Raw genomic sequence first — 16,568 nt, forward strand, 5'->3', positions numbered from 1 at the left:
GTGCCCGACCGGCCTCGGCCGCGCTCAGGGCTTGAGCGCCACCGCGGCGTAGACCGAGGACTCGATGTCGCTGGCCGCCACCTCGGGGCCGTCCGGGCGCCAGCGCTGGGTGGGCACCACGCCGGGCGCCACCAGCTCCCAGTCGCCGAAGAACCGGGTGAACTCCTGCTCGCTGCGCGACTGCAGCGCGGTGCCGGCTCCCTGGTAGATCTCCACCAGCCGGGCGATCTCGGTGGGCGCGAAGTCCGAGGTCACATGCGTCATCGCGAGCGCGCTGCCGGAGACGAGCGAACCCTTGAAGTGCTCGACGATGTCGTAGGTCCCCAGCTCGTCGGGCACGAAGTGCAGCAGCGCGTTGAGGCTCAGCGCGATCGGCCGGGAGAAGTCGAGCGCCTCGCGCAGCTCGGCCGAGGCGAGCAGCGCGGCCGGATCGGTCACGTCGGCCTGGACGTAGGCGGTGCGGCCCTCGGGCGTGCCGATCAGCAGCGCCTTGGCGTGCGCCAGCACGATCGGGTCATTGTCGGCGTAGACGACCGTGGCCCCCGGGTTCACCCGCTGGGCGATCTCGTGCAGGTTGGGCGAGGTGGGGATGCCGGTGCCGACGTCGAGGAACTGGTCGATGCCGGCCTCGGCCAGCGCGCGGGTGGAGCGGTGCATGAAGGCGCGGTTGATCCGGGCCGTGGTCTCGATCCACGGCATGACCGCCTTGGCCCTGCCCGCGGCCTCCCGGTCGGCCGCGAAGTTGGTGACCCCGCCGAGGAAGTAGTCGTACATCCGGGCCGAGTGCGCCCGGTGCAGTTCCAGGTTGACCCCGTCGTAGTCGGTCATCGGCTTCCCCCCAGGTGAGCGCGGACGGACGTCCGCCATGATCTGATCATCATGGTTCCCGAGGTCGACCAGCCGCAACCACCGGCACCAAGCCTCCCAAGAAGGCTTGTGCCAAAAGCATATGACAATATGTCAGAGTGTGATGCCCGACCGGTTCTCCGACTGTAGGACTGTCTGAGCATCACAAACTGTTCTTGTCTTGCACCAGAGCGTATCCATTCTGGTTCCATAGGTCCGCGAGGGTGTGACCCAGGCTTCCCGCGGCGGCCCGGCCGCACCGACGACCGACTAAGGCAGGACCCATGACGTTCGACAGGGGCGGCCAGACCGCTGGACGCCGGGGAGGGCAGGCGGTGGACAGCACCGGCAAGGACGCGGCCAGTGCGCGGCTGCGTCTGTCCTACCAGGTGTTCTGCGAGATACACGGGCGGGCCTGGCTCGCCTTCGCCCGCACCAGGATCGGCAACCGGGCGGACGCCGAGCTGGTGGTCACGGCGATGCGCACCGACCTCGCCGAACAGTGGTCGCACGCGCTGCGCCACCCGCTGCCGGCCGCCTACGCCTGGCGGCTGCTCAAGTCCCATCTGCACTCCTGGACCTGGGACGAGGACGCGCTGGCCGTGGAGGCCACCACCTTCGCGGCGGTGATCGGCGGGTTCAAGGAGCTGGCGGGCGAGAGCCTGCGCACCGAGGAGGACCAGATCGGGCTCTACAGCTCGATCCTGGCGCTGCCCGACCGCCAGCGCGACGCGGTGATCCTGCGCTACGTGCTGGACCTGGACGACCAGGAGATCGCCGCCTACCTCGACCGCCCGGTGGAGACCGTCCGCTCCAGCCTGCGGCACGCCCGCGAACGACTGGCACGCCGGCTGGGCATCGCCGAGCTGCCGGATCGCAGGGCCGAGCGGTGAGCCGGCCGCACCGGAGCCCGGGCGAGCCCCAGGCGCTGGAGAACTGGCTGGGCCTGGACCCCGCGCAGCCGCCCGAGGCCGCCGCACCGGACCAGGGCGCACGGCCCGGCACGGGCGCGGGGGCGAGCGCCGGCCCGCTGGTGGTGCCCGCGCCCCCGCGCCCGTACGACGAGCGGATCGCCACCGCCCGCGAGGCGCGCCTGACCGCCGCCCCGGTCAACCTGCACTCCGAGCACGAGCAGGCCCGGTTCGAACTCGGCCTGGTGGTCGCGCTGGTGCTGGACGCACCGGAGGCGGCCCGGGGCCTGGACCTGCTGGTCAACAGTCAGCAGATCCAGCCCGAGGGCGCCGAGGTGTTCGCCGCGCTGCTGTACGCCACCGACCGGATCGACGGCGCCGAGTTCTGGTGGCGCTTCGCCGCCGGCTCCGGCAGCCGGATCTCCGCCTACTGCCTGCACCTGCACCACCTGCACCTGGGCGAGCTGAGCGACGCCGACTACTGGCAGGCCTGGTCCCGCGACCTGGCCGAGCGGGCGGAGCGGGCCGAGGACTCGGGGCGGGCGGAAGGGTCGCCACCGCCGCGACCGCTGCGCTCCAGCCAGCCGCTGCTGCCGGACGCCGTCCGTCGCGACATCCTGGCCCGCTGCCACCGCGGCCTGGCGCCCCAGCTGCCCCCGGCGCTGGAGGCGGTGATCAAGCAACTCCCGGTCAAGATCGACGACTTCGACCTCCGCGAGATCCCGCAACCGGACTCGCTCGGCACCGGGACCCTGGCCCCCGACCCGCCACCGACAGCGGACGGGCGGCGCAGCTGCCGCACCCACCCCGGCCGGAACATGCCCTGACCCTCGGACCGGGCAGGGCCCAACCCGCGGCACAGCACGGGCCCTAACCCTCGGACGGGCCCTAACCCTCCGACGGGCCCTGGTCGAAGGGCGGCGACATCGCCTGGTTCAGCCCGAGGTTGCTCACCAGCAGCCCGCCGTCGACGGGCAACGTCACCCCGGTGATCCAGGACGCGTCCGCCGAGGCCAGGAAGGTGACGGCCGCCGCGATGTCCTCGGGCCGGCCGACCCGTCCCAGCGGGTACTGGGTCGCCGCACGCCGCAGGACACCGGGGCGGTCGTCCCACACGCTGGTGCCGATGGTGCCGGGCTCGACCAGGTTGACCCGCACACCGCGCGGGGCGCAGTCCACCGCGAGCGTGCGGGTCAACGAGGCGAGCGCGGCCTTGGCGGCGCTGTAGGCGTGCACCCCGAACCAGCGTTCGGCGTTGACCGAGCCGATGTTGACGATCGCGCCGCGCCCGCCGGCCTCGACCAGCCTGGGCAGCGCGGCCCGCACGCAGCGGTAGGCGCCGTGCAGGGTGATCTCGAAGTCCTGGTACCAGGGCGCGTCCTGGTGGTCCTCGAAGAACTCCGGATCCGGGTGGCAGGCGTAGGCGTTGTTCACCAGCACGTCCAGACCGCCGAAGGCCCGCACGGCCCGGTCGACCGCCGCCGTCACCGCCGCGCGGTCGGCGACGTCGCAGCCCACCGCCTCGGCCGCGCCGCCCTCCTGCCGGATCGCGCCGGCCACCTGCTCGGCCCGCGCCGGGTCCAGGTCCGTGACCAGCACCCCCGCGCCCTGCGCGGCGAAGCGCCGCGCGATCGCCGCGCCGATGCCCTGCCCGGCGCCGGTGACCAGCACCCCGTACCCGTCGAATCCCGCCATGGCGCAACGATAGGCGCAACCGTGCCACCAGCACCACGAGTTGGACCGATCACTGATCACTGATCACTGATCACTGATCACCGGCCACCGGCCACCGGCCACCGGCCCAGGCTCAGGCTCAGACCTCGCTGAGCAGCGCCGTGCGCAGCCGGACCAGGATCCGGTTGAGCAGCCGCGACACGTGCATCTGCGAGATGCCCAGCTCACGCCCGATCTCGGCCTGGGTGAGCTCGGTGCCGAAGCGCAGCGACAGGATGGTGCGGTCGCGCTCGGGCAGCGCGGCGATCAGCGGCTTGAGCGCCTCCAGGCAGAGCACCGTCTCGAAGGCCCGCTCCTCCACGGCCAGCCGCTCGCCCAGCGGGCACCCGTCCACGGCCCCGTCCGGGCCGGCCGGCGCGTCCAGCGAGGAGGTGCTCTGCGCCTGGGCGGCGGTCAGGCCCTCCAGCACCTCCTCCTCGGTCAGGTCCAGGTGGGCGGCCAGCTCGGCCGCGGTCGGCACCCGGTCCAGCAGCTGCTCCATCGCGTCCGAGGCCTTGGCCAGCGTCAGTCGCAGCTCCTGCAGCCGGCGCGGAACGTGCACCATCCAGCCGGTGTCCCGGAAGAAGCGCTTCATCTCGCCGCTGATGGTGGGCAGCGCGAAGGTGGAGAACTCCACCTCGTACGCCGGGTCGAAGCGGTCGATCGCCTTGATCAGGCCGATCGTGCCGACCTGCATGATGTCCGCCAGCGGCTCCCTGCGGTGGGCGAACCGGCCGGCCGCGAACCGGACCAGCGCCATGTTCAGCTCGATCAGGGTGCCGCGGACGTAGGAGTACTCGGCGGTCCCCTCCTCGGCCGCGCGCAGCCGGTCGAAGAGCACCTTCGACAGCGCCCGGGCGTCCGCCGGGCAGACCCGCGCCAGGTCGTCGGTGTCGATTCCGAGGTCGGCCGCGATCCTGGTCAGGTCCGCGGGGCCGGTCACGCCCGGCACGGGCGCGGGCTCGGTCGGCCGGGCGCCGTCGCGCTGGGCAGCGGTCGAAGGGCCGGACACGATGGTCGGCATGCTCTCTCCTCTGCTGGAAGTCGCTCGCTCCTGGCAACAGGGAGTCCGGTGCCCCGGTTGACCCGGGGCAGACCTCCTTTCGCCGAGATTCCACCGAGACATCACGCATTCACCACATCCGACCCGAAGGCTTCACAGCCTCGCCACCGGGATCGCGGACCGGGCTGCCGCGCCTACCCGCGCGCGGGCCACACCCGTATGGTCTAAGCAGTGCGTCGCGCGGCCGGCTCCAGCACGGCGTGGCCCCGGCGAAGGCCAGACGAAGGAGCACCATGCGCAACAGCGTCCCCGCCCAGGGCGGGGCCAATGTGCCGCCCAGCAGGCGGCAGCCGGCGGCCCGGCTCACCGCCGAGGTGCGGGCCACGGACGGCGCCGTCGTCGTCTCCCCGGTCGGCGAACTCGACTACGACAGCGCCGGCCTGCTGCACGAGCGGCTGCGGGAGGCCATCGGCGCGGCGGCCGAGCGCGTGGTGGTGGACTGCCACGGCCTGTCCTTCTGCGACTCCACCGGCCTGAACCTCCTGCTCACCACTCGCATGGAGGCCCAGCAGGCGAACCTCACGCTGGTCCTGGCCGACCTGCAGGCCGCCGTCGCCCGGGTCTTCGAACTCACCGGCACCGACGCCGTCTTCGACATCCGCCCCGACGTCCCCGCGGCCGTCCGCGGATGACCGTCCGTCGGCCGTGCCGCTGCTCGCGCTCCGGGCACCGACGCACCAGGTGTCCGGCCCGTTCCAGTGGGCACACGAGACAGCGAGTGTCGACCACCGCCACTTCACCGGGCCGCCGAAGTGAGGACAGATGAGCGCCAGTGAGTTCCGGACCAGCGACCGGCCCGCGCTGCCCGGCCTGCGCACGCTGCCCGGCCTGCCCGCCTCGGGGCAGACCCGCCGGCTGAGCCTGGCCGGTACCCGCGGCACGGTCGGGCAGTGCCGCGACCACACCCGCCAGGCACTGCACGACTGGGGGCTGCTGCCCACCCAGGACCCGGACCAGCAGGCCAGGGCGGACGACCTGCTGCTGCTGGTCTCCGAGCTGGCCACCAACGCCTGCCAGCACACCGGCGGGGCGGACCAGCTGGTGCTGCGCGCGACTGCCCGGTGCATCCGGATCGAGGTCTTCGACGCGGTCGCCACCCCGCCGGTCCCCCGGGTGCCGCACACCCCCGGGCACCCCGGCGGCCACGGGCTGCACACGGTCGCCCTGCTCGCCAGCCGCTGGGGCCACACCCCGCGCACCGACGGGCCCGGCAAGGCGGTCTGGGCCGAGATCGACCTGCCCGCCGGCTGACCCCGCCCCCCGATGGGCCTCAGCGGTGCCACCCGGCACTCGTGCCCAGCAGCACGAGCAGTGCGCAGACCCCCAGGTTGGTGACGGGGTGGCCGACCAGGACGGCGACGAACTCGCGCAGCGTCGCGCTGGGCCAGTAGTACGGCGCGGTCGGCGCGCCGAGCACCTGGCCCGGCACCCCGGCCCGGCGCGTGATCACCGCCGCGCGCAGCACGTGGAAGCTGCTGGTGACCACGGCACAGCGGTAGCCGGGCCGCTCCGCCTCCATCAGCGCCCGGCTGAACGCCAGATTCTGCTCGGTGTTGGTCGAGCGGTCCTCGCGCCTGATCCGCGCAGCAGGCAGGCCGCGGCCGATCAGGTAGTCCGCCATCGCGTCGGCCTCCGAGCGGGACTCGTCGGAGCCCTTGCCGCCGGAGACCAGCAGCAGCGGCGCCGAGCCGCGCCCGGCCTGCGCCTGGTAGAGGGCGAGTCCGCGCTCCAGCCGGGCCGCGAGCAGCGGTGGCACCCGCGCCCCGTCGACCAGCCCGGCTCCCAGCACCACCACGAAGTCCACCGGGCGCCGGCGGATCAGGCGGCTGTAGAGGAGGGCGTAGCCGACGAAGCAGAGCAGCAGGAAGCCGAAGTAGCCGGCGAGCAGGAGCAGCACGACGGCCAGCATCCGCAGCGGGCGGCTGTCCAGGTGCACGGCGGCCAGCAGCAGGCCCAGCAGCGCGAAGATCCCCAGTCCGGCCAGGCCCGAGAGCAGGTTGGGCAGCCTGCCGCCCTCCCGGCGGACCATGGTGACCCCGTTGGCCACCAGCAGGATCGCGGTCGCCAGCACGCTGAGCCCGACCAGGGTGGGCAGCACCGCCAGCACCAGGTGCCCCGCCCGGACCGGGAACCGGCTCAGCTCGCCGAGCAGGCCCAGCGCCAGGCAGCACAGCGCCAGGCCGAGCAGCACCCCGTTGCCGAACCGCCGCCGGTCGCGGCGGGTCCGGACGGCGAACGCGGCGCCCAGCAGGGCGGCCAGCAGATAGGCGAGCATGCGATGGATCCTAGGGAGCGGGCGCGCCGCACCGGCCCCGTTGTTCCGAAACCGGCTCGGTCCTGGTACGAGATCCCGACCTTGGGTGCCGGTGCCGGGCGCCCCCGGATCGACGGCTCGATGCCGTGCGACACGCCCGGCATGGAGCGCGGTTTTCCGGGCAGACGCGGCACTGCTGATAGCAAAGTACAACCGTTTGCCGCCAGGAGGCCGGGCATGCCAGAGACCGTCGAGTACCTCACCACAGGGGAGCTGACCGGCCCGCTCCCGCGCCGCCTCCAGGTGATCCTGCGCTACCGCTCCGACGACCCGTACGCCGTCCACCTCTGTTTCCCGAGCGGAGCCCGGTTCGACAACGATCCGGGCGCGGCGGGCAGCGGCCTGTCCTGGACGGTGGGCCGGGAACTGCTGGCGGAGGGCAGCCACGAGCCGGCGGGGCTCGGCGACCTGCGGGTGCGGCCGGTGCCCGCGGCGGGCACCGTGTGCCTGACCTTCCACTCGGTGGACGGCTTCGCGGCCTTCCACCTGGAGGAGGCCGACCTGCGGGAGTTCCTGGCGGCAAGCTACCGCCTGGTGCCGCCGGGCACCGAGAGCGAACGGCTGTGCTGGCCCGGCACGGCCGAGGAGTTCGCCAACCGCCGGCAGTGAGACGGCGCCCACCGGGCGGACGCGCCGCCGCGGCGTACCCGCGAGACGATGGATTGTCACAGCGCGAGCGTGCCGGAGCAGCAGCCGAGCGCGAGGAGGTCGAGCAGTGTTCGAGCCCGAGGACATCCGAGAGTGGCGCGGCCATGACGTGGTCGACGTCGAGGGCCGCCGGATCGGCCCGCTGGAGGCCGTCTACGTGGACACCCTCAGCGACCAGCCCGCGTTCGCCACCGTGCTGGTCGGCATGCCCACCCGGCGCCGGCTGACCTTCGTGCCGCTGGCCGGCGCGAGCGTGGGGCCGGGCTATCTGAAGGTCCGCTACCCCCGTGACCAGGTCAAGGACGCGCCGTCGATCGGCACCGACGACGTGCTGCCGGCCGAGGACGAGGCGGCCGTCTTCGCCCACTACGAGCTGGCCTACGACACCGCCCCGGGCGGCGCGCGGCGCCTGGGCCGCCCCTGACCGGCCCGCCGGACAGGCCCGTGCGCCCGGGCCGGCCGGTCAGGCGCGCAGCCAGGCGAAGGTCTCGCGGTAGAAGGCGGCCACCGGCTCGGGCCGGTCGTCGCCGTAGAGGTCGTCCGCGATCCGGTAGCCGCGGCGGCCGAGCAGGTGGCCGAGCAGCCGGTAGGCAGGGCGCAGCCCGGTCAGCTCCGCCGGGTCCAGCTCCAGCCGGGCGCCCGGGTGGCTGGGCACCAGGGTGTCGCGCTCGTAGACGGGGTCGAAGGATTCGATCAGCCAGCGCCCCTCGTGCCGCGCCGCGCGGTAGACCAGCCTGGCGTAGGAGGTCAGGTCCACCTCGACGCCGTCCAGCTCGGCCCGCAGCTCGATCGCCGCGGGCAGCTCCACCACCGCCCGCGCGCCGTGGATGTCGACGACCGGCGGGCCGAGCCGGTGGGCGGCCCGGTCACCGCTCTCCACCATCCGCTCGGAGGCGGTGACGAAGTCCGCGGCGCTGCCGCGGAACCAGCTCAGGCGCACGGTGGCCGTGGACGCGAAGCAGGCACGCATCGGCTCCCACCAACCGCGGTCGCGCGCCTGGCGCTCGTGCAGGACCAGTTGGGTCACCTCGACGACGTCGTTCACGGGCGTGTCCTCTCTCCGTGGGCTCCTTTCCGGCAATCTATGGGACAGGTTGCTCCATAAGCAACAGAGTGTTCCCTATAGGCTGTCCGCGGAGGTGGGCGATGGATCCCCGAGTGGACCGGACGCGGCAGCACGTGCTCGCATGCGCGCGCGAGCTCCTGCTGGCCGAGGGCGCGGCAGCCGTGACGTTCAGCGCGGTGGGCCGGCGCGCCCAGGTGTCGCGCAACACGCTCTACCGGCACTGGGCCACCAGCGAACAGCTGCTGGTCGACGTCACGCTGCACTACTACCTGGACGAACCGGGCGACCGGGACGGCGGCCCAGAGGCTCCGGCGCCCAGCGTGGGCGCCTTCCTGCACGGGGTGCGCGAGAGCCTGCGCACCCCGGGGACGCTGGCGGTGCTCGGCGCCCTGGTCGCCCAGGCCGAGCGCGACAGCACCAGCGCCGAGGTGCTGCGCCAGGTGGCCGACCTGCGCCAGCGGGCCCTGAGCGCGGCGACCGGACCGCTGACCGACGCCCAGTTCGCCCGCCTGGTGGGGCCGGTCTTCTACCAGGCGCTGATCGCCCGCCGCCCCCTGGACGACGCCTTCCTCGACGAGCTGATCAGCGGCCTGGACCACCAGGGCTTGGCTGACAAGCCCTAGTGCCGCGTCAGGCAACTTTTGCCCGCCAAGGAGCGGCGTTCGGTGCGTGCTATCGGCGTGCCGGCCGGAAGCCCTCGTACTGGACGTACTTGGGCTTTCGGCCGGTGCGGCGAGAGTGCGTGCCGGGCGTCGCGACGGGGCGAAGGTTGCCTGACGCGGCACTAGCCTCCGCGGCTGATCACCGGCCTCGCGCGCACCATCGTCGGCCGATCGGCGCGCCGGGCGTGCGCCTCCCCCGCCCGCGCGCTTTGATCGGAAGGCTGCGCCGGTTCGGCGCGGCCGAGGCGCTCGGCGGCTGACGAGGTGGTCCTGGCATGGCATCAGCAGTCACCCGTCAAGGGCGGATGGCTCGGCTCGGCCGCTTCTGCTACCGCCGTCGCCGACTCGTGCTGCTGCTCTGGGTGATCGGCACCGTCCTGCTGCTGGTCGTCGGCTTCGCCTTCAAGGCGCCCGCCGACAACCACTTCACCGGCGGAAGTTCGCAGTCCGCGCAGGCGCAGAACCTGATCAAACAGCACTTCCCCGAGCGCCAGGGCAGTGAGCTGACGCTGGCGATCCAGGCCCCGGCGGGCGTCGCGACCCCGGAGGTGCGCTCGCGGGTGGACACCCTGGTGACCGAGCTGTCCGGCTCCCCGCACCTCACCACGGTGCACTCGCCGTACAGCAGCCCCGGCCAGATCTCCGCGGACGGCACGATCGCCTTCGCCACCTTGCAGTCCTCCGTCACCCCACTGCCGACCGGCGAGGTGAGCCACCTCATCGACCAGGTGAAGGCGGCCGGCGGCACCGGCGTCACCTTCGCGCTCGGCGGCGCCGACGTGGTGACGGCCGAGACCCCGTACGGCGGCGCGTCCGATGCGATCGGCGGCCTGGCGGCGATGGTGGTCATCCTGATCGCGTTCGGCTCGCTGCTGGCGACGGGCCTGACGATGCTCACCGCACTGTTCGGCATCGGCACCGGACTGGCCCTGATCTTCCTGCTCGGCTACCCGTTCCCCGCGCCGTCGTTCAGTCCGATCGTCTCCACGCTGCTGGGCCTGGGCGTGGGCATCGACTACGCGCTCTTCATCGTCACCCGCTACCGCGAGGGCCTGGCGGACGGGCTGACGCCGGAGGACGCCGTGGTGGTGGCCATCGCGCGGGCCGGGCGCTCGGTGCTGTTCGCCGGGGCCACCGTGGTGATCGCGATGCTCGGGCTCTTCGTGGTCCAGCAGAAGCTGCTCAACGCCACCGCCGTGGCGGCCTCGGTCACCGTGCTGATGACGATGATCGCCGCGATCACCCTGCTGCCCGCGCTGCTCGGTTTCGCCGGTCGCGGCATCGACCGGTTCAAGCTGCCGTACTTCGGCCGGACCGGCTCGCGCAGCCCGATGGCCGAGCGGTGGGCCCGGGTGATCCAGCGCCGCCCGGTGACCGGCCTGCTGGCCGGCGCGGCCCTGATGATCGTGCTCGCCGTGCCCGCCTTCTCGATGCGGCTGAGCTTCGAGGACAACAGCACCGAGCCGCACGACACCAGCGGCTACGCCTCCTACCGGATCCTCAGCCAGGGCTTCGGGCCGGGCTTCGACGCGCCCTTCATCCTGGTCGCCGCGCTGCCCGCCACGCCCCCGCCGGGCGCCCCGAGCGGCGGCGCGCAGCTGGACCCGGTGGTCGCCGCCGTCGCCCGCACCCCCGGCGTCGCCGCGGTCACGCCCCCGCAGACCAGCCAGGACGGCCTGGCCGCGCTCTTCATCGCCTATCCGACCACCGCCCACCAGAACGCGGCCACCCCGAAGCTGCTCGACCGGCTGCGCGGCCAGGTGGTCCCCGCCGCCGTCCAGGGCACCGGACTGGTGGTGCACATCGGCGGTCCCACCGCGGGCGACACCGACTTCGCCGCCGAGGTGTCGGCGCGGCTGCCCTGGCTGATCGCGACCGTGATCGGGCTGGCCCTGGTCCTGCTGCTGGTCCTGGTCCGCTCGGTGACGATCGCGCTGAAGGCGGCGGTGATGACGCTGCTGTCGGTGGGCGCGGCCTTCGGTGTGCTGGTCGCCATCGTCCAGTGGGGCTGGCTCGGCGGCCTGCTCGGGTTCCCGACCACCGCGCCCATCACGGCCTGGGTGCCGCTGTTCGTCTTCCCGATCCTGTTCGGGCTCTCCACCGACTACGAGGTCTTCCTGGTCTCCCGGATCCGGGAGGAGTACGACGCCGGCGCGCCGACCAGGGAGGCGGTGGCCCAGGGCCTGGGCCGCACCGCCCGGGTGATCACCGCGGCCGCCGCGATCATGGTGACCGTCTTCCTCTCGGTGCTCGCCACACCCGACATCGCGGTCAAGGAGTTCGGCCTGGGCCTGGCGGTCGCGGTCTTCCTGGACGCCACCGTGGTCCGGATGGTGCTGGTGCCCGCGATCATGGAGCTGCTGGGCAACCTCAACTGGTGGCTGCCCCGCCCGCTCGCCCGGCTACTGCCGCAGCCCAGTTGACGATGCGTCAGTTCCGCAGCATGCCACCGACGATGCCGCCGAGGCCGACCCCCTCGGCGCCGGCCGTGGCGGCGTCGCGGGCCAGGTAGGGCTCCAGCGCGTGGGCCAGGTTGGACAGCGGCATGCTCTGCAGCCAGATCTGCCCCGGGCCGGTCAGCGCGACCAGGTGGTAGCCGTCGCCGCCGAAGACCTTGTTGGCGATGCCCGGCACCCGGGTGATGCTGAACTGCACCGACTCCTCGAACATCCCGACGTGCCCGGGGTGGACCAGCATGGTCTGACCGGGGCCCAGGGTGTACTGGGTGAGCTCACCGGAGAGTTCCACCCAGGCCCGCCCCTGCCCCTGCAGGCGCTGGAGCACGAAGCCCTCGCCTCCCCACAGGCCGCCCCGGAAGGACTGCTGGAGGGCGACGGTGGGGCTGACCCCCGGCGTGCCGCAGACCCAGCCGTGCCGGTGCACCAGCATGCCGCGCCCCGGTGCGATGTCCACCGGCACGATGTGCCCCGGCACCTTGGCGGCGAAGGCCACCAGGGCCGGGCCGCCCTGCGCCTGGTACTGCGTCAGGAAGATGCCGCCGCCACCGACCGCACGCTTGAGCGTGTTCATCAGGCCGCCGCGGCCGCCACCGGCGTTGGTGGTCTGCGACATCTGCATGTTCGCCGACATCCACGACAGCTCGCCGTGGGCGGAGACCAGGCTCTCGCCCGACTCCAGTTCGACCTCCAGCACCGGCATGGTGCTGCCCTTGACTACCGCCCGCATCCCGAGCTCCTCCCCCTGCCGGGCGGCCCCGCCGCCCGGCGAACCGCCGAAGGCGGTCCGACGCCACCTCGCCCTTGGACGCTACCGCCGCCGACCGCCCCGGCCAAGGCCGGGGGCGCGGTTGGGACAGGACCGGGACCGACCGGTGACAGCGGCCGGGCGACTCAGTGGGGGACGGCCTTGACCACGCTGTCCACCAAGGGCTTCAGCCGGTCCTCCAGCTGATTGAAGTCGCCGGTGTGCCCGTCGGACCACTGGGCCATCCCGACGACCATCGCCGGACCCAGGCCGGCGAACTGCTGGACCAGACCGCTGTCCGCGGGCAGCGCCCGCAGACCCGAGTCCTTGGGCGGCAGTTGGACGGCGACCTGGTAGTCGCCCGGGTCGGCGCCGAGCCTGGTGATCAGACCGGTCGCGTCCATGGGGTCCTTCATGGTGAAGACGGCGAGGTCGTACGCGTTGTTGTCGGCGTCCTTGTAGAGGGCCAGGTCGACCCCGAGACAGCCGTGGCTCTGCGTGATGAGCCCGGCCAGGGTGGGTCCGACCGTGCCGGCGCCCGTACAGCTCCGGTCGGCGCTCTGCGCGACCCGGGTGAAGCCGGCGGTCCGGTCGGGAAAGACGCTCAGCGGGATCGCCGCCGTGACCGGCGCCGGGCTCGTGGCGGTGGCCGTCCCGGCGGGTGCGGACTGTGCCGTGGTGCTGTCCGCCAGCGCCTGCGCGTTCGGCGAACCGCCGGCGCTCGCACCGCCGCGCGATGCGGCCGCGGGGCTCGCCGACGGTGCGGAGCGCTGACCGGCGGGCCACAGCAGGTAGCCGCCGACCGCCGCGGCCGCCACCACCGCGGCGGCGACCACGGACCGCAGGGCCCGTCGACGGGTCCGGGCCGACGGGCGGGGCTGCGCCGACGGGCGGGGCTGGGCCGACGGGCGGGGCTGGGCCGGTGGGCGGGGCTGGGCCGGTGGGCGGGCCTGGGCGCGCTCGGCCGCGCTCGGCTCGTGCACGGCGTTGTCCTTCTCGTACTCCCTGACGAACTCGGCCCACAGTTCGTCAGTGTTCTCATGTTCGGCCACGGCCGCACTGTAGTGATCACCACCGACGGCCGGTCGACCGCCCCCGCCCGCCGGACCACCTGCCGCCCGGCCCATCCGTTCGGCCAACCGTTCGGCCCATCCGTTCGGCCCATCCGTTCGGCAGAGCGCCCGCGCAGCGGAACCACAAGATCCCGGCCCTCTTCCGGTTTCCCTGCCGCGCACGGTACTTCTGAAAGCGGGCGCCCGACCGGGGGCGCCACTGCCGAGAGGGGTCCGACCATGGGTGCTGAACAGCCGACGGATGGCTGGCGGGTCGACGAGCGGTGCACCAACTGCGATGTCGCACGGCAGCTGGCCCCGGGCCTGATCGGTGAGGCCGAGGGCCGCTCGGTGGTCCTGCGCCAACCGCGCGACCAGGCCGAGCGGGAGGCACTGCACGCCGCCGCCCACGCCTGCCCGACCCGCTCCATCCGCCCGCCGCACGGGCCGCTGGACCCGGCCCAGGACCCGTTCCCGCTGGCCCTGGACGAGGGCGTGCGGCTCTGCGGACACAACTCGCCGCGCACCGCCGGCGCCAACTCCTACCTGCTCAGCCGTCCCGACGGCAGCGCGATGATGGTGGACACACCGCGCTGGAGCGCCGCACTGGCCGCCCGCTACCGGGCGCTCGGCCCCGTCACCGACGTGCTGCTCACCCACCGCGACCATGTCGCCCACGGCCGGCGCTACGCCGACGAGTTCGGCGCCCGGCTGTGGATCCACGAGGGCGACCTCGACGCCGTGCCGGACGCCGACCAGGTGCTGCGCGGCACCGAGCCGACCGAGATCGCCGCCGGAGTGACCGCCTTCCCGTTGCCCGGCCACACCGAGGGCAGTGTCCTGTACCTCGCGGACGACCGGTACTGCTTCAGCGGCGACAGCTTCTACTGGTCACGGACCACCGGGGATCTCGAAGTCCCCGACAGCGTCACCTGGTACTCCATCCGCGAACTGGCCGCCTCGCTGGCCCGCACCGCACCCCGGCTGCGCTTCGAGTGGCTGCTGCCCGGCCATGGCGACCGACGGCGACTGCCCGCCGCGCAGATGGCCGAGCGGCTGCTGAACCTGGCCGAGCGCACCGGGCAACTCCGGCCCAGGCCCATCGACTTCACCGCCGTCCGCTGGTAGCCGGCGGCGCTCCCAAGGGTCTTGGTGGCGGACCGGGGCGCGTGTACTGTCCACCCCCAGCAGACCTAGCCTCAGGAGGTACCCCCCGGTGGACTACGCCGAGTACCGGACACACGACGCCGTCGGCCTGGCCGAGTTGGTGGCGGCGCGCAAGGTGTCGCCCACCGAACTGCTCGAACTGGCGATCGCCCGGGCCGAAGCCGTCAACGGCCGGCTGAACGCCATCGTGACCCCGATGTACGAGCTCGCCCGGGCCCGCGCCGAGGAGCCGCTGACCGGGCCCTTCGCGGGTGTGCCGTTCCTGCTCAAGGACCTCCAGCAGGACTACGCCGGACTGCCCACCGGCAGCGGCTGCCGGGCGCTGGCCCACCGGGTCGCCGCCGAACACAGCACCGTGGTCAGCCGCTGGCTGGACGCCGGGCTGGTGGTCCTCGGCAAGACCAACACCCCGGAGTTCGGGATCAAGGGCATCACCGAGCCCGAGGCCAACGGCCCCACCCGCAACCCCTGGGACCTCGGCCGCACCCCCGGCGGCTCCTCCGGCGGCTCGGCGGCCGCGGTCGCCGCGGGCATCGTGCCGGTGGCGGGCGCCAGCGACGGCGGTGGCTCGATCCGGATCCCCGCCGCCTGCTGCGGGCTCTTCGGCCTCAAGCCGGGGCGCGGGCTGGTCCCGGCCGGCCCGCTGTCCGCCGAACACCTGGACGGCGCGGCGAGCAACGGCGTCATCTCGCGCAGCGTGCGCGACTCCGCGGCGATGCTCGACGTCCTCACCGGCACGCCCGACCCCGGCGGTCCCTACCTCGCCGCCCGCCCGGCCCTGCCGTACGCCGAACTCGCCCGGCGCGAACCGGGGCGGCTGCGGATCGGCTTCAGTACCCGCTCCCCGCTCGGCACCCCGGTGCACCCGCAGGCCGTGGCCGCCGTCGAGGACGCCGCCGCGCTGCTCGCCGACCTCGGCCACGAGGTCGAGCCCGCCGAGACCGGCATCGACGAACACCGCATGGCCCTGGACTTCCTGAGCATGTGGTGCGTCCAGGCCGCCCACGCGGTGGCGCAGACCCGGCGCGTCACCGGGGCCGGGCTGGACGGCTTCGAGCTGGACACCCTGCTGCTGGCCGCCGCGGGCCGGGCCCAGCGGGCCCCGGACTACCACGGCACCCGCCAGCGCTGGAACATCTACAACCGCACGCTGGCCGCCTTCCACCAGCGCTACGACCTGCTGCTCACCCCGACGCTGGCCCGCCCGCCGGTGCGGATAGGCGAGTTGGCCACCCCGCGCCCGGTCCGCGCGGTGGCCGGCATCCTGCTGCGCCTGGGCCTGCTGGGCACCCTGTCCGGGACCAAGGCCTGGGAGCGTGCCATCATCGCCAACCTCTCGGCCACCCCCTACACCCAACTGGCCAACCTCACCGGCCGCCCCGCGATGAGCGTGCCCACCCACCGCACCCCGGACGGCCTGCCGCTGGGCGTGCAGTTCGTCGGCCCGCTGGGCGGCGAGGGCACCCTGCTCGCCCTCGCCGGACAACTGGAATCCGCCCGTCCGTGGGCCCAGTTGGCCCCCACGCTCTGAACGGAGCACCGCCCGGCCGAGGACCGGCCGGGCGAGGACCGGCCCGGCCCAGCCGCAGCGACCCGCCGAACGCGAAGAGCAGGGTCACCAGCCCGCTGGGCATCTCCAGTCGGCGCTGCGGCCGCCACAGCGCGAGCCGGCATCCGCGACAGCCCGCCACGCCGGACGAGAACCGGCCAACTCCCGGCCTGCCACGCGGGCATGGCCGGCCCGCCCGGCCACCGAAGCACGACGCAGGAGCGCTGCGGCCATGAGGACGGCGGGCCGACGGGGTGGCCTGAAAGAGTCGCCCAGTCTGTGGATATGCCAATGGCATTGTCATAACGCAGGCGTCACTCAGTAGCCTTCCGTGTCAGAAGAGCGACGCGTCGTAGCGGACGTTCGGCCTCGC

Annotated in this window: 17 protein-coding genes; 10 read left to right on the forward strand and 7 right to left on the reverse strand. The window is 73.6% G+C overall.

The window, feature by feature from the left end:
- Positions 1-24: 24 nt before the first annotated feature.
- Positions 25-867, reverse strand: a complete 843-nt coding sequence (locus ACFZB9_RS23525) for an SAM-dependent methyltransferase (RefSeq protein ID WP_391450102.1) — start codon at positions 865-867, stop codon at positions 25-27.
- A 263-nt stretch (positions 868-1,130) separates the two neighbouring features.
- On the opposite strand from ACFZB9_RS23525, the gene ACFZB9_RS23530 reads away from it, so the two are divergent.
- Positions 1,131-1,739 carry an RNA polymerase sigma factor gene (locus ACFZB9_RS23530; RefSeq protein ID WP_391450104.1) on the forward strand — a complete coding sequence of 203 codons (609 nt, stop codon included), beginning with the start codon at positions 1,131-1,133 and terminating at the stop codon, positions 1,737-1,739.
- Complete coding sequence (locus ACFZB9_RS23535) at positions 1,736-2,584, forward strand: glycoprotein (RefSeq protein WP_391450106.1); 849 nt, start codon at positions 1,736-1,738, stop codon at positions 2,582-2,584. Before ACFZB9_RS23530 ends, ACFZB9_RS23535 begins: the two co-directional genes overlap by 4 nt.
- A 61-nt stretch (positions 2,585-2,645) precedes the next feature.
- Here ACFZB9_RS23535 and ACFZB9_RS23540 read toward each other — a convergent pair whose 3' ends face one another.
- The gene (locus ACFZB9_RS23540) at positions 2,646-3,452 is read right to left on the reverse strand and encodes an SDR family NAD(P)-dependent oxidoreductase (protein ID WP_391450107.1); all 807 of its coding nucleotides are present in this window, start codon (positions 3,450-3,452) and stop codon (positions 2,646-2,648) included.
- A gap of 118 nt (positions 3,453-3,570) precedes the next feature.
- Entirely contained in the window at positions 3,571-4,494 is a 924-nt protein-coding gene (locus ACFZB9_RS23545) for a SigB/SigF/SigG family RNA polymerase sigma factor (protein ID WP_391450110.1), read from the reverse strand.
- A 272-nt stretch (positions 4,495-4,766) separates the two neighbouring features.
- Here ACFZB9_RS23545 and ACFZB9_RS23550 point away from each other — a divergent pair, with 272 nt between their 5' ends.
- Both ACFZB9_RS23550 and ACFZB9_RS23555 read left to right on the forward strand, forming a co-directional pair.
- A complete protein-coding gene (locus ACFZB9_RS23550) occupies positions 4,767-5,165 on the forward strand; it encodes an STAS domain-containing protein (protein WP_391450112.1) in 399 nt (132 codons plus the stop codon).
- A gap of 130 nt (positions 5,166-5,295) precedes the next feature.
- Positions 5,296-5,784: an ATP-binding protein gene (locus ACFZB9_RS23555; protein ID WP_391450114.1), complete on the forward strand. Its 489-nt coding sequence runs from the start codon at positions 5,296-5,298 to the stop codon at positions 5,782-5,784.
- Positions 5,785-5,803: 19 nt separating this feature from the next.
- Here the strand turns inward: ACFZB9_RS23555 and ACFZB9_RS23560 are convergent, their stop codons facing one another.
- Entirely contained in the window at positions 5,804-6,808 is a 1,005-nt protein-coding gene (locus ACFZB9_RS23560; RefSeq protein ID WP_391450116.1) for a YdcF family protein, read from the reverse strand.
- 216 nt (positions 6,809-7,024) lie between these two features.
- On the opposite strand from ACFZB9_RS23560, the gene ACFZB9_RS23565 reads away from it, so the two are divergent.
- On the forward strand, positions 7,025-7,456 hold the full coding sequence (locus tag ACFZB9_RS23565) for an SsgA family sporulation/cell division regulator (protein ID WP_391450118.1): 432 nt from the start codon (positions 7,025-7,027) through the stop codon (positions 7,454-7,456).
- A 106-nt stretch (positions 7,457-7,562) separates the two neighbouring features.
- Entirely contained in the window at positions 7,563-7,919 is a 357-nt protein-coding gene (locus tag ACFZB9_RS23570) for a PRC-barrel domain-containing protein (protein WP_391450120.1), read from the forward strand.
- Between the two features lie 39 nt (positions 7,920-7,958).
- On the opposite strand, the gene ACFZB9_RS23575 is transcribed toward ACFZB9_RS23570, so the two are convergent.
- Positions 7,959-8,540 (reverse strand): nuclear transport factor 2 family protein, encoded by a 582-nt coding sequence (locus ACFZB9_RS23575; protein ID WP_391450121.1) that lies wholly within the window; start codon positions 8,538-8,540, stop codon positions 7,959-7,961.
- 101 nt (positions 8,541-8,641) lie between these two features.
- On the opposite strand from ACFZB9_RS23575, the gene ACFZB9_RS23580 reads away from it, so the two are divergent.
- Positions 8,642-9,184 (forward strand): TetR/AcrR family transcriptional regulator, encoded by a 543-nt coding sequence (locus ACFZB9_RS23580; RefSeq protein ID WP_391450123.1) that lies wholly within the window; start codon positions 8,642-8,644, stop codon positions 9,182-9,184.
- A 314-nt stretch (positions 9,185-9,498) separates the two neighbouring features.
- Positions 9,499-11,646 (forward strand): MMPL family transporter, encoded by a 2,148-nt coding sequence (locus ACFZB9_RS23585; RefSeq protein ID WP_391450125.1) that lies wholly within the window; start codon positions 9,499-9,501, stop codon positions 11,644-11,646.
- Positions 11,647-11,653: 7 nt separating this feature from the next.
- Here ACFZB9_RS23585 and ACFZB9_RS23590 read toward each other — a convergent pair whose 3' ends face one another.
- Complete coding sequence (locus ACFZB9_RS23590; RefSeq protein ID WP_391450127.1) at positions 11,654-12,409, reverse strand: TIGR00266 family protein; 756 nt, start codon at positions 12,407-12,409, stop codon at positions 11,654-11,656.
- A gap of 164 nt (positions 12,410-12,573) precedes the next feature.
- Positions 12,574-13,479: a hypothetical protein gene (locus ACFZB9_RS23595; RefSeq protein ID WP_391450129.1), complete on the reverse strand. Its 906-nt coding sequence runs from the start codon at positions 13,477-13,479 to the stop codon at positions 12,574-12,576.
- Positions 13,480-13,719: 240 nt separating this feature from the next.
- Between ACFZB9_RS23595 and ACFZB9_RS23600 the strand changes: the two genes are divergently transcribed.
- Both ACFZB9_RS23600 and ACFZB9_RS23605 read left to right on the forward strand, forming a co-directional pair.
- Positions 13,720-14,607 carry a 4Fe-4S domain-containing protein gene (locus tag ACFZB9_RS23600; protein WP_391450131.1) on the forward strand — a complete coding sequence of 296 codons (888 nt, stop codon included), beginning with the start codon at positions 13,720-13,722 and terminating at the stop codon, positions 14,605-14,607.
- Positions 14,608-14,695: 88 nt separating this feature from the next.
- The gene (locus ACFZB9_RS23605; protein ID WP_391450133.1) at positions 14,696-16,177 is read left to right on the forward strand and encodes an amidase; all 1,482 of its coding nucleotides are present in this window, start codon (positions 14,696-14,698) and stop codon (positions 16,175-16,177) included.
- The last annotated feature ends 391 nt before the right edge of the window (positions 16,178-16,568 follow it).

The sequence above is a fragment of the Kitasatospora sp. NPDC008050 genome (assembly GCF_042957465.1).
Lineage (GTDB): Bacteria > Actinomycetota > Actinomycetes > Streptomycetales > Streptomycetaceae > Kitasatospora.

Bases quoted from the DNA above. Each gene is read 5' to 3' on its own strand.
- ACFZB9_RS23525 (WP_391450102.1), bottom strand. From the start codon at position 867: ATGGCGGACGTCCGTCCGCGCTCACCTGGGGGGAAGCCGATGACCGAC.
- ACFZB9_RS23530 (WP_391450104.1), top strand. From the start codon at position 1,131: ATGACGTTCGACAGGGGCGGCCAGACCGCTGGACGCCGGGGAGGGCAG.
- ACFZB9_RS23540 (WP_391450107.1), bottom strand. From the start codon at position 3,452: ATGGCGGGATTCGACGGGTACGGGGTGCTGGTCACCGGCGCCGGGCAG.
- ACFZB9_RS23545 (WP_391450110.1), bottom strand. From the start codon at position 4,494: ATGCCGACCATCGTGTCCGGCCCTTCGACCGCTGCCCAGCGCGACGGC.
- ACFZB9_RS23550 (WP_391450112.1), top strand. From the start codon at position 4,767: ATGCGCAACAGCGTCCCCGCCCAGGGCGGGGCCAATGTGCCGCCCAGC.
- ACFZB9_RS23555 (WP_391450114.1), top strand. From the start codon at position 5,296: ATGAGCGCCAGTGAGTTCCGGACCAGCGACCGGCCCGCGCTGCCCGGC.
- ACFZB9_RS23560 (WP_391450116.1), bottom strand. From the start codon at position 6,808: ATGCTCGCCTATCTGCTGGCCGCCCTGCTGGGCGCCGCGTTCGCCGTC.
- ACFZB9_RS23565 (WP_391450118.1), top strand. From the start codon at position 7,025: ATGCCAGAGACCGTCGAGTACCTCACCACAGGGGAGCTGACCGGCCCG.
- ACFZB9_RS23580 (WP_391450123.1), top strand. From the start codon at position 8,642: ATGGATCCCCGAGTGGACCGGACGCGGCAGCACGTGCTCGCATGCGCG.
- ACFZB9_RS23585 (WP_391450125.1), top strand. From the start codon at position 9,499: ATGGCATCAGCAGTCACCCGTCAAGGGCGGATGGCTCGGCTCGGCCGC.
- ACFZB9_RS23590 (WP_391450127.1), bottom strand. From the start codon at position 12,409: ATGCGGGCGGTAGTCAAGGGCAGCACCATGCCGGTGCTGGAGGTCGAA.
- ACFZB9_RS23600 (WP_391450131.1), top strand. From the start codon at position 13,720: ATGGGTGCTGAACAGCCGACGGATGGCTGGCGGGTCGACGAGCGGTGC.